The sequence below is a fragment of the Curtobacterium sp. MCBA15_008 genome (genome assembly GCF_001865065.1).
Lineage (GTDB): Bacteria > Actinomycetota > Actinomycetes > Actinomycetales > Microbacteriaceae > Curtobacterium.
On sequence record NZ_MJGN01000017.1, the window covers coordinates 65,932 to 77,396 of the forward strand.

Annotated in this window: 12 protein-coding genes; 3 read left to right on the forward strand and 9 right to left on the reverse strand. The window is 71.9% G+C overall.

Annotation, left to right across the window (positions count from 1 at the left end; translation table 11 throughout):
* On the reverse strand, positions 1-1,560 hold the full coding sequence (locus BIU96_RS09470; protein WP_071292352.1) for an NCS1 family nucleobase:cation symporter-1: 1,560 nt from the start codon (positions 1,558-1,560) through the stop codon (positions 1-3).
* 185 nt (positions 1,561-1,745) lie between these two features.
* On the opposite strand from BIU96_RS09470, the gene BIU96_RS09475 reads away from it, so the two are divergent.
* Together BIU96_RS09475 and BIU96_RS09480 are read left to right on the forward strand one after the other, a co-directional pair.
* Positions 1,746-2,519 (forward strand): SGNH/GDSL hydrolase family protein, encoded by a 774-nt coding sequence (locus BIU96_RS09475; RefSeq protein ID WP_071292353.1) that lies wholly within the window; start codon positions 1,746-1,748, stop codon positions 2,517-2,519.
* Between the two features lie 100 nt (positions 2,520-2,619).
* Positions 2,620-3,189 carry a VOC family protein gene (locus BIU96_RS09480; RefSeq protein WP_071292354.1) on the forward strand — a complete coding sequence of 190 codons (570 nt, stop codon included), beginning with the start codon at positions 2,620-2,622 and terminating at the stop codon, positions 3,187-3,189.
* Between the two features lie 25 nt (positions 3,190-3,214).
* On the opposite strand, the gene BIU96_RS09485 is transcribed toward BIU96_RS09480, so the two are convergent.
* The 8 genes from BIU96_RS09485 to BIU96_RS09520 all read right to left on the reverse strand — a co-directional run bounded on the left by BIU96_RS09485 (position 3,215) and on the right by BIU96_RS09520 (position 10,421).
* Positions 3,215-3,724, reverse strand: a complete 510-nt coding sequence (locus BIU96_RS09485; RefSeq protein ID WP_071292355.1) for a GNAT family N-acetyltransferase — start codon at positions 3,722-3,724, stop codon at positions 3,215-3,217.
* 4 nt (positions 3,725-3,728) lie between these two features.
* Complete coding sequence (locus BIU96_RS09490) at positions 3,729-5,129, reverse strand: LLM class flavin-dependent oxidoreductase (protein WP_302847725.1); 1,401 nt, start codon at positions 5,127-5,129, stop codon at positions 3,729-3,731.
* 63 nt (positions 5,130-5,192) lie between these two features.
* The gene (locus BIU96_RS09495) at positions 5,193-5,768 is read right to left on the reverse strand and encodes a GNAT family N-acetyltransferase (RefSeq protein ID WP_071292356.1); all 576 of its coding nucleotides are present in this window, start codon (positions 5,766-5,768) and stop codon (positions 5,193-5,195) included.
* Positions 5,769-5,880: 112 nt separating this feature from the next.
* Positions 5,881-6,330, reverse strand: coding sequence for a Fe-S cluster assembly sulfur transfer protein SufU (sufU, locus tag BIU96_RS09500; protein ID WP_071292357.1), 450 nt, complete (start codon positions 6,328-6,330; stop codon positions 5,881-5,883).
* Entirely contained in the window at positions 6,327-7,619 is a 1,293-nt protein-coding gene (locus BIU96_RS09505) for a SufS family cysteine desulfurase (RefSeq protein WP_071292358.1), read from the reverse strand. The genes sufU and BIU96_RS09505 overlap by 4 nt, the downstream gene beginning before the upstream one ends.
* A gap of 180 nt (positions 7,620-7,799) precedes the next feature.
* Positions 7,800-8,012, reverse strand: a complete 213-nt coding sequence (locus BIU96_RS09510; RefSeq protein WP_071292359.1) for an Rv0909 family putative TA system antitoxin — start codon at positions 8,010-8,012, stop codon at positions 7,800-7,802.
* A gap of 79 nt (positions 8,013-8,091) precedes the next feature.
* Positions 8,092-9,384, reverse strand: a complete 1,293-nt coding sequence (locus BIU96_RS09515; protein ID WP_071292360.1) for a chloride channel protein — start codon at positions 9,382-9,384, stop codon at positions 8,092-8,094.
* A gap of 53 nt (positions 9,385-9,437) precedes the next feature.
* Positions 9,438-10,421 (reverse strand): magnesium and cobalt transport protein CorA, encoded by a 984-nt coding sequence (locus BIU96_RS09520; protein WP_071292361.1) that lies wholly within the window; start codon positions 10,419-10,421, stop codon positions 9,438-9,440.
* A 163-nt stretch (positions 10,422-10,584) separates the two neighbouring features.
* On the opposite strand from BIU96_RS09520, the gene BIU96_RS09525 reads away from it, so the two are divergent.
* Positions 10,585-11,424, forward strand: a complete 840-nt coding sequence (locus BIU96_RS09525) for a tryptophan-rich sensory protein (RefSeq protein WP_071292362.1) — start codon at positions 10,585-10,587, stop codon at positions 11,422-11,424.
* Positions 11,425-11,465: the final 41 nt, after the last annotated feature.

Below are 11,465 nucleotides of genomic sequence, written 5' to 3' on the forward strand. Positions count from 1 at the left end.
TCAGGCGCGGCCGGTGGCGGCGCCGTCGTCGACCGTGGGGTCGTCGGCGTCGAGGACGGGCATGCTCGGCCGGACCCGCTCGAGGGCCCAGAAGACCACGAGTCCGAGCGCGCAGCCGATGAACCAGCTGTAGTTCGACAGCCACGGGAGCACGCCGAGCGCCGGCGGCAGGACCGCGCTCGCGACGGAGACGGCGCCGGTGAGGACGAGGGTCCAGATCGCGTTCGGGTTGAACCCCTTCGCGTACCAGTACCGCGCCGTCGGGTCCTTCGTGTACATGTCGTCGACCGCGACCCGCTGCTTCGCGACGATGTAGTAGCCGGCGATGAGGATGCCGAACAACGGGCCGATCAGCGCGCCGAGCACACCGAGCGTGTAGAGGATCGCCTGGTCGTTGCCGTACCAGTTCCACGGGGTGAGCAGCACCGAACCGACCGCGGCGATCATGCCGCCGGCGCGCCAGCTGATCCGGCGCGGGGCGACGTTCGAGAAGTCGAACGCGGGGCTGATGAAGTTCGCGACGATGTTGATGCCGACGGTGGCCGTGACGAAGGTCAGGCCGCCGAGCAGGATCGCGAACGGTGCGCCGATCGCCTGCACGGTCTCGATCGGGTCGGTGATGAGCTTGCCGAACACCGGCACCGTGGCGCTGGCGCAGAGCACGGTCAGCACCGAGAAGAACAGGAAGTTGATCGGCAGGCCCCAGAGGTTGCCGCGCTTCACCGCGTCGAACGACTTCGCGTAGCGGGAGAAGTCGCCGAAGTTGAGCATCGGGCCGGAGAAGTAGCTGACCACGAGGGCGATCGCGGACAGCATCACCGGGATGCTCGCACCGAACGAGAGCGGTTCGCCGGCCGAGAGCGTGAACGAGATGTTGCCGATGCCCGCCTGGCTGACGAGGTACACCGCCAGCGCGATCATCACGACGTAGACCGCGGGACCGGCCCAGTCGATGAACTTCTTGATCGCGTCCATGCCCATCCAGAACAGGGCGCCCTGCGCGACCCAGAGGATCGCGTAGGAGATCCAGCCGAGCGCGGAGAGCCCGAGGAACGAGTGCTCGAGGAGCCCCGCCGACGCCGGGATGAACTTCAGGAAGATGATGTTGAGCGACTGCGCGGCGAGGAAGGTCTGCACGCCGTACCAGGCCATCGCGATGAGGCCGCGGATGATGGCGGGGACGTTCGCGCCGAGGACGCCGAACACCGCGCGGTTGATCACCGGGTACGGCACCCCGGTGCGCTGCGACGGCTTCGCGACGAGGTTCGCGAACACCTGCACGATGAGGATGCCGACCACCAGGGCGATGAGCACCTGCCAGCTCGCGATGCCGAGCGCGAAGAGCGACCCGGCGGTGACGTACCCGCCGACCGAGTGCACGTCCGACATCCAGAACGCGAAGATGTTGTAGCTCGTCCACGACTGCTTCCGCAGCGGGGCGAGGTCTTCGTTCGTGAGCGCCGGGTCGTACCCGGGCTTGACGACACCGGCACCGGCGGGGGCCGGCGTGGTGAGGGGGGCGTGGGGCACGGCGACCGGGGCCTGGATCTCTGTAGCCATTGCGTCCTCCGAGGAGTGGGAAGGGCGAGCGGTGCCCGCCTCTGCGCACGACGCTACGGAGCCTCTTCGATGCGCCCGTTTCCCCCGTGTAACGGTCGTGTGTCGGAGCAGCGGGCCTGAAACGCTCGTTCCAGCAGCCGATGCTCGCATGGAACTTGCACAGCCTTGTGCACGATGATGGCGGGATGCAGCACAGCACCCGCTACGTGGCCATCGGCGACAGCTTCTCCGAAGGGGTCGGCGATGCCGGCGCGGTCCCGTTCCCCGGGTGGACGGGCCGGCTCGCGAGCGGGATGGCCGACCACCTCGGTGCACCCGTCTCGTACGCCAACCTCGCCGTCCGCGGGCGGCTGTTGGCCGGGGTCCTCGACGGGCAGCTCGACGCGGCACTCGCCCTCGACCCCGCACCGACGCTCATCACCTTCTGCGGTGGCGGCAACGACCTGCTCCGCCCGCGCTTCGAGGTCGACCAGCTCATCGGCCGACTCGAGGCAGCGGTGACCACGGTGCTCGACCGCGGGGTCCGGATCGCCCTGCTCAGCCCGGCCGACCCGAGCGCCCGGCTGCCCCTGGGGTCCCTGATCAACCGCCGCGGCGACGCCTGGGCCGAGGCGCTCGGCGACCTCGCCCGTCGACACGACCTGCCGTTCGTCGACGTCTCCCGCGACGACCACCTGCGCCGCGCCGAGTTCTGGTCCGAGGACCGACTGCACATGAACGCGACCGGTCACCAGCGCGTCGCCGACCTCGCCCTGCAAGCCGTCGTGGACGGCCCCGCGCCGGTGGTCCCGACCGAGGCCCCGGCCGGCCGGCGACGCTTCCGCGAGGAGGCCCGCTACTACCGCGAGCACGTGCTGCCGTGGGTGGGCCGCCGCGTCACCCGCCGATCCTCCGGCGACGGCCGGTCGGCGACGTTCCCGACGTGGACGACTGCCACACCGAACGTCCCGCAGGGCTGAACATCACCACAGCCGGGGTGATCGTGCGGCATGCCGCAGTGATGTCGCACCGTGCTGCCCGGGCTGCGACGGGCCGCGCCGGCGCTGCTAGACAACACCAATGACCAGGGGAATCAGGATCGACCACGTGGGCGTCACGGTGCCGGACATCGACGCAGCCACGGCGTTCTTCGAGGCGGCGTTCGACGCCGTCGTCCTGTACGACATGCGGTGCCGCACCGAGGCGCCGAACGACTCCCCCGAGGCGCACCGCTACCTCGGGATCCCACGGAGCATGGCGCAGGGCGCGTTCCGGATGCTCGCGCTCCCCGAAGGGCCGGGGCTCGAGCTGTTCGAGTACCTCGGCACGGACCAGCACGGCGCGTCGCTCCCCTCCGACCTGGGGTGGCAGCACCTGGCGATCTACACGGACGACCTCGACGAGACGCTCGCCCGGGTCGAGGCCGCGGGCGGCGCCCGGAACTCGGACCCGCGCGACCTGCGCGGGCTCGAGGCCGGTGACGGCAACCGCTTCGTGTACACCCGGACGCCGTGGGGGTCGACTCTCGAGCTCGTCAGCTACCCGACGCCGCAGCCGTACCTGTTGCAGGCACCCCGGGCGAAGTGGGCGCCCTGGCCGACCACGGCCGACGCCGTCCGCAGCGCGGGGAGCTCCGTCCCCGTCAGCTAGTGGACCCCCCACCGAGCGGGACCCGTCAGCGAGCGGTCTCGGCCACCCAAGCGCGGGTCGGTCGCCCGTTCAACGCGTGCGGGAACACCGGCCCGACCGGACGGAACCCGGCGCTCCGGTAGAGCGCGAGCGCCGGCGCGTTGTCCTCGAGCGCGTGCAGCAGGCACCGTCCGTGGCCCGCGCGTCCGGCCTCGGCGACCGCGGCGCGCAGCAGGGAGCGCCCGAGCCCTCGTCCCTGTGCCCGCGGGTCGACGGCGAGGAGCGACAGGTAGGCGGCGTCCGCCGGGTCGTCGGGCAACCCGGTGCCCGGTGCGGTCACGAGGGCGAACCCGACGAGCGCGGCGTCGACCGCCTCGGACTCCGACGCCACGACCAGCACCACCCGTTCGGCGGCGAACTTCGCACACGCCCGGGAGCGCACCGCTTCGGACTCCGGCACGCCGTCCCGAGTCGCCACCGCCGCCACCCAGAGGTCGACGCACGCATCGGCGTCGTCCTGGGTCGCGGTCCGCACGACGAAGGAGGCACCGATCACCCGCTCACCCTACGACGGCGTCGCTGGCGATCCGGAAGGAGGCGCCGCGGTGCTCCTCGGGAAGCCGGTCTCCGCGCCCGTGCAGCTTGTGCCGGAGCGAGCCGTCCTGGTAGCCGTCCGGGTACACGCCCCGCGCGCGGAGTTCGGGCACGACGAACTCGATCACGTCCTCCCACGTGCCGGGGCTCACCGCGTACGCCAGGTTGAACCCGTCGACGTCGGTCTGCTCCTGGATGTCCACGAGCTGCGCGGCGATGGTGGCACCGGACCCGACCGCGACGGGCCCGAGCCCGCCGATCGCGGTGTGCTTCGCGATGTCCCGCACCGTCCAGTTCGCACCGTCCTCGCCCGTGGCCGCCGACAGGTTCGCGGCCGTCGACTGGATCGCGTTCGACTCGATGTTCCCGAGCGGCTCGTCGAGGTCGTACTGCGACAGGTCGACGCCGGTCCAGCCGGAGTTGAGCACCAGCGCTCCGAGCTCCGACGCGTAGGACGCGTAGTCGCGGTACTTGGCCTGCGCGGCCTCGTCGGTCTCGTCGGTGATGATCGTGAGCAGTGTGTAGACGCGAGCGGCGTACCGGTCGCGACCAGCTGCCGCCAGGGCGTCCCGGATCTTCCGCACCGTCGCCGCCAGCTGCGGCAGGGTCGGGGCACCGACGAACACGGCTTCGGCGTTCTCGGCCGCGAACCGGATCCCGCGCGGCGAGGCACCCGCCTGGTAGATGACCGGCGACCGCTGCACCGACGGCTCGGACAGGTGGATGCCGGGGACGTCGAAGTGCTTGCCGTGGTGCCCGATCGGGTGCACCTTCGACGGGTCGGTGAACACCCCGGTCTCGCGGTCCTCGACGACGGCGTCGTCCTCCCACGAGCCCTCCCAGAGCTTGTAGAGGACCTCGAGGTACTCGTCCGCCACGTCGTACCGGTCGTCGTGGCCGAGCTGGTCGGTCTGCCCCATGTTGCGCGCGGCGCTCGGCAGGTACCCGGTCACCACGTTCCAGCCGATGCGGCCCTTCGTCAGGTGGTCGAGGGTCGAGATGCGCCGGGCGAACGGGTACGGGTGCTCGTAGGCGGTGCCGGCGGTGATGCCGAAGCCGAGGTGCTCGGTCACCGCAGCCATCGCGGACACGAGCAGGATCGGGTCGTTCACGGGCACCTGCGACGCGGTGCTCAGCGCCGCCTCGTCCGTGCCGCCGTACACGTCGTACGTCCCGAGCACGTCGGCGATGAAGACGCCGTCGAACGCCCCGCGCTCGAGCGTCTCCGCGAGCTCGGTCCAGTAGGAAAGGTCGTTGTAGTGCCGCGACCGGTCCCGCGGGTGCCGCCAGAGCCCGGAGGACTGGTGCGCCACGCAGTTCATGTCGAACGCGTTGAACCGGATCTGCCGCTGCTTCGGATCGCTCACGGTCGCGACGCTACGTGCCGGTCCGGCGCTGGTCACGCACGGTGACGAACCGTGACGTCGCGGTCAAACCGTGGCCCGCATCACCCAGCGCCACTTCGCGATCCGGCGGTCGCGGACGAACCCGAACGCGGTGAAGAGCTCCTCCGGCCCGGTGTGCAGGTACGCCCCGCGCTGCGGCGGGCGCTCGGCCGTCTGCTCCGGGTACGCCTCGACCACCCCGCCGCCGGAACGGCGGATCTCCTCGAGCGCCGTGGTGACGGCTGCCCGGGCGACCCCGTGGCCACGGTGCCGGGACTCCACGAAGACGCAGCCGATGCGCCAGTCCGGTGGTGTCACCGCGGCCGCGTCCCGCTCGTACGCCTTCCGGTTCTGGATGCCGGGCAGCTCCGTCGGACGCCCGAACTGGCACCACCCCACCGCCACGCCGTCGGCGTACACGAGCACCTGGTGGTTGGTCCCCGCCCGGACGTGCCGGTGCTTGGCGTCCTCGTTCCGGACGTCCGGGTCCGCGCGGACCTCGGCGGCGTCGGGGTGGAACCCGATGCACCAGCAGCCGCCCCAGACGCCGTTGCTGCGTTCCACGAGCGCGGCGAAGTCCGCCCAGGTCTCCTCCGTCAGCAACCGCGTCGTGTACTGCACGGTCCGATCATGCTCCCCCGGAGGCGTCTCCCGCCGGTCCGGACGGCTGGACCGACGGCCTGGAGGCGCGGTGCGGGCCCGCCCCGCGCCTCCAGGCCGTCGACCGGTCGCGTCAGGGGCGGACGGTCGCCTCACGCGCCGCGGCTTCGGCCGCGACCCACGCGAGCATCCCGCACTTCACGCGCATCACGAACTTGGAGACGCCGTGGAAGGCGACCAGGTCCTCCAGGACGTCCTCGTCGGGCTCGCCCACGCCGCGGGACCGCATCATGGTGCGGAACTCCTCGGTGAGCGCCTGCAGTTCCGGCACCGTGCGACCGACGGCCATGTCGGTGAGGACGGACGCCGACGCCATCGAGATCGAGCAGCCGTCGCCCTGCCAGGCGAGCGCCGCGATGCGGTCGGTCCCCGGTTCGAGCCGTAGACGGACGGTGATCTCGTCGCCGCAGGTGGGGTTCCGCTCGAAGTGGGAGGCATCCGCGTCGGGCAGCTCGCCGTCGCCGTGCCGGGCCTTGGCGTGGTCGAGGATGACCTGCTGGTAGAGCGAGTCGAGGCCGTTCACGAGGTCGCTCCGAAGTACGCGCGGATCTCGCCGACCGCGACGAGGAAGCGGTCGACGTCCTGCTCGGTCGTGTACACGTACGTGCTGGCGCGGCTCGTCGCCGTCAGCCCGAGCCGGCGGTGCAGCGGCTGGGCGCAGTGGTGGCCGGAGCGGACCGCGATCCCCTGCGCGTCGAGGTACTGCGAGACGTCGTGCGCGTGCACGCCGTCGACGTCGAATGACACGAGACCGGACCGGGGCACCCCGGCGGGCGGGCCGATCGGACGGATCCCGGGGATCGACGCCAGGCCGTCGAGCAGGCGCCGGGCGAGGTGTTCCTCGTGCGCGCGCACCCGCTCCATGCCGATGCCCTGCAGGTACCGCACCGCCTCGGCGAGCGCGACGGCCTGGGACACGGGCTGGGTCCCCGCCTCGAACCGCTCGGGTGCCGGCATGAACTCGCTGTGCTCCATCGTCACGGTGGTGATCATCGAGCCGCCGGTGCGGAACGGGGGCAGGGCGTCGAGGAGCTCCTGGCGTCCCCAGAGCACGCCGATGCCGTTCGGGCCGAGCATCTTGTGCCCGGAGAACGCGGCGAAGTCGACGCCGAGCTCCTGCACGTCGAGCGGCCGGTGCGGGGCGGACTGGCAGGCGTCGAGCACGACGAGGGCACCGTGGGCGTGGGCCGCCGCGACGACCGCCGAGACCGGCGCGATCATGCCGGTGACGTTCGACACGTGCGCGAACGCGACGACCTTCGTGCGCTCGGAGACCAGGGCGACGGCGTCCTCGGCGGTCCAGGTGCCGTCGTCGGCGACCGGCACCCAGCGGAGCGTCGCGCCGGTGGCGGCGGCGAGTTCCTGCCACGGCACGAGGTTCGCGTGGTGCTCGGCCTCGGTGACGAGGACCTCGTCCCCCGGGCCGATCCGGAAGCGCTCGGCGGGGGCGCCGCCACGACCGCGGCTGGCGTTCGCGATGCCGTACGCCACCAGGTTGAGGGCGTCGGTCGCGTTCGACGTCCAGACGACCTCGGTCGGGGCGGCGGCACCGATGAAGCCGGCGACGGTGGCGCGGGCCTCCTCGTAGGCGTCGGTGCTCAGGGCCGCGAGCGTGTGCGCGCCGCGGTGGACGGCGGCGTTGTCGTGCTCGAGGAAGCGGCGCTCGGCGTCGAGCACCTGCCGGGGTCGTTCGGCGGTGGCACCGGAGTCGAGGTAGGCGAGCGGGAACCCGTTCACCTCCTGCTGGAGGATCGGGAAGTCCCGTTTGATCGCTTCGACCTCGGACTCGGTGAGCGGTTGGTTCGGCGCCACGACAGTCACCAGACAATGGTGGTGCGTGCGCGGTCCGGCGTCCAGTCGACCGGCACCTGCCCACGGCGAACGCGCACCGGCCCGGGCGTCGTCGCCCGGGCCGGTGTGCTCGCTGTCAGGACGCTGCCGGCCGCTCGGACGGCTGCCGCCCGCTCGGACGGCTGCCGGCCGCTCGGACGGCTACTGGTTGCCGACGTGCTTGTCGGCGGCGTCACGGGCGCCGTCGATCTTGTCGTCGAACTTGCCGCCCGTCGCCTTCTTCACGGCGTCCGCGACCCCGTCGAGGATCTTGTCGCTGGCCCCCTCGGCCTGCTCGCTCTTCAGGGCGTCCTGGACCTTGCCGTCCTTCAGGAACTCCTGCGCCTTCTTCGTGATGTCGTCGAACCCCGCCATCGGCCTGCTCCTCGCATCGTGCGGAGCCCGTCGCTCCGTCGTGCAGCCGATGGTAGGCCGATCAGGCCGTCCGCGCGCTTCAGACCATCTGCGCGCTGCGGCGACGTGCCAGGACGTAGCCGACCGCGACCGACCCGGACACCGCCAGGAGCGACGGGATGAGGATGTCCGTGCCCTCCTGGGTGAACTCGACCACGAGCACGAGGGCGGTGAAGGGCGCGCGCATCGTCGTCGCGAGGAACGCCGCGGCGCCGATGAACGCGAAGGCGGTGAGGCCCTGCGAGTCCGTGGGCCAGAGCAGGAGCCAGAGTCCGCCGAGCCCGCCGCCGACTGCCGAGCCGATCGCGATCGACGGGGTGAGGGTGCCGCCGACCGCTCCCGCGCCGATCGTCGCCGAGGTCGTGATCGTCCGGACCAGGCCGAGCACCAGCAGGAGCACGATCGGGGCCATGCCCGCCACGGTGCCGTCGTCGAGCGACGCGTTCATCGCCACCAGGCCGAGCGCCCGCCCGTTGCCGAGGATCTCCGGGAACGGGACCGCGATGAGGCCGACCATCGCGAACACGACGGGGAGCACGACGAGCAGGTGCCACCCCTTCGGCGCGATGCCCTGCAGCCGGTTCGTGAGCTTCACGAACCCCACACCCGCGAAGCCGAGCACCGGGCCGACCACCACCGCCCAGACGAGCAGGGACGGCGAGAGGTGCGTCGCCGGCACGTGGTAGAGCACCTCGTCCGGGATCACCAGGCGTGCCACGACGGCCGCGACCGCACTCGTCGCGAACGCCGGCAGCGCGGTGGCGAAGCTGATCTCGCCGAGCAGCACCTCGACCGCGAAGAGCGCGCCGCCGAGCGGGACGTCGTACACGGCCGCGAGGCCGGCTGCCGCACCGCACGCGACGAGGATCTTCGTCTCACGGGCGGTCAGACCGGCCCGGGCGGTGACGAGCTGGGACAGCCAGGCCCCGACCTCGCGCGGCGCGACCTCCTTGCCGATCGAGGCTCCGAGTCCGACGGCCAGGATCTGCACGCCGGCGTTCGCGACCGTCGCGAGTGCGGGCATCCGCTTGCCGCCGACGGCCGCGGGCACCGAGACGATCGGCCGACCCCAGCGACGGAGGGCCCACCAGGCGAACCCGGTCAGGACACCGCCGGCGACGAGCGCGAGGAAGCGGTTGAGGGGCGACGGGGCGTCCGCCGCCTCGAGGTGACCGCCGAACGGGTACCCGAACGCGACGAACTGGATGAGCTGCAGCGCGAGCCACACCGCGATCCCGGCGATGCCCCCGGCGACCCCCACCAACGCCGTGATCACGGCCAGCTTCAGCGCCCAGAGCGGGGTCGTCCGTGTCGCGTGTCCCGTGTGCGGCATGTCGGGAAGCCTAACGGCTGCCCCGATCCCGCCCCGTCACACGGCGTCGCCGCTCAGAACCAGCGCTTGACCTTGAACACCACCCAGAGCACCGCCGCGAACACCACCATCGCGACGATCGCCAGCGGGTACCCGAGGGGCCACTGCAGCTCGGGCATGTGCGTGAAGTTCATGCCGTAGATCGCGGCGACCAGCGTCGGCGCGAACAGGATCGCCGCCCACCCCGAGATCTTCTTCGTGTCGTCGTTCTGCTTCTGCGCCGCGAGCGTCGAGTCGACCGTCAGCGCGTTCTGCAGCAGCTGCCGGAAGGTGTCCAGGCGCTCCACGGTCCGGATGGCGTGGTCGAGGACGTCACGGAACCGCCGCTGCATCTCCACCGGCAGGTGGTACTTCTCGGCGCCGCGGTGCAGGTTCTCGATGATGTGGATCAGCGGACGAGCGGCGCGCTGGAAGTCGACGACCTCGCCGAACAGCTCGTAGATGCGCCGCGAGACGCCGGCCTCGCCCGCGAACAGCTGGTCCTCGATCTGGTTGATGTCCTCCTCGAGGCCGTCGATGACCGGCACGTAGCCGTCCACGATCGTGTCCATCAGGGCCCAGAGCTGCGCCTGCGGGCCGACCGTCACGAGCCCGGGCTTGCCGCTCATCCGCTGCAGGGCCCGCGGCACGGTCTGCGCCCCTCGGGGATCGGCCTTGACCACCACCAGGAAGAAGTCCTCGCCGACGAAGGCGTGCACCTCGCCGAACTCGACCTCCTCCGCACGGTCGTTGTAGAGCGCCGGCTTCAGCACGACGAAGAGCGTCGAGCCGTAGCGCTCGAGCTTCGGCCGCTGGTGCCCCTCGGCGGAGTCCTCCACCGCCAGCTCGTGCAGGCCCAGCGCGACCGCGACGTCGCCGAGCTCCTCGGCGTCGGGCTGGTGCAGCACGATGCACGCGCTGGCGCCCTGGTCCTCGAGCATCCGGAAGGTGTCGTCGAGCGACGGACTCGGGATCGGCGCGATCCGGTCGACGTAGACGGTGTTCAGCTCGACGGTCACGCCACCACCGTACGCAGGGTGAGCGGCTTCCGGCCTGGAGGCGCGTGGCGGCGCCGCCACGCGCCTCCCGGCCGTCCCCCGTCTGGCTGGACGTGCGCTGCGCGCCGGTGGTGACCGTGCGCATACGGTGCAGGTCATCAGCATGCTGACGAAAGGGACTGTCATGAAGAGGATCTGGAAGCGGATCGCTGTCGCCGTGAGCGCCGTCGTCGCGGTCGTCGGGGCGTTCGTGGGCTCCGGTGCCGCCGGGGGCACCCCGATCCAGGACGCCGCGGGCGGGGCGCTCTCGGCGTCCTCGACCGCGATCGCCCCGGACGGCCCGGCGTTCTCGATCTGGAGCGTCATCTACGTGGGGCTGCTGGCGTACGCCGTCCGCCAGTGCTTCCGCACCGCCGACGACGACCGTCACGCACGCCTCGCGGTGCCGGTCGTGCTCTCGCTGCTCCTGAACGCCGCGTGGATCCTGTCCGTGCAGTTCGGGTTCCTGTGGCTGAGCGAACCGATCATCGTCGCGCTGCTCGTCGTGCTCGTCTGGGTCTTCGCGATCCTGCGCCGCACGCGGCCGTCCGGTGTCATGTCGGCGATCGTCACCGACGGGACCTTCGGCCTGTACCTCGGCTGGGTCTGCGTCGCGACGGCGGCCAACACGGCGGCGGTCCTGACGGCGGCCGGCTTCCGCGGCTTCGGCCTCGGGCAGGACGTCTGGGGTGTGCTCGTCGCCGCCGTTGCCGGGCTCGTCGGGGTGCTGCTCGCGGTGTGGGGCCGAGGGCGCCTCGCGCCGACCGCTGCGCTCGCGTGGGGGCTGGCGTGGGTGGCGGTCGCGCGGCTCGACGGGCCGCTCGTGTCGACGCCGACGGCCGTGGCGGCGGTAGTCGCGGCGGCTGCGGCGGTCGTCGTGACCCTCGTGGTGCGGGCGCGGGTCGGCTGGGTCGCCGGGCGTGCGGGGCGGGGTGGGCGCGCGGGGCGTGGTGCGTCCGGGCTGCCGGAGCGACAGATGTCCTGACTGCCGCTCGCTCCCGGCCCTGAAAGCGACAGATCGCCGCC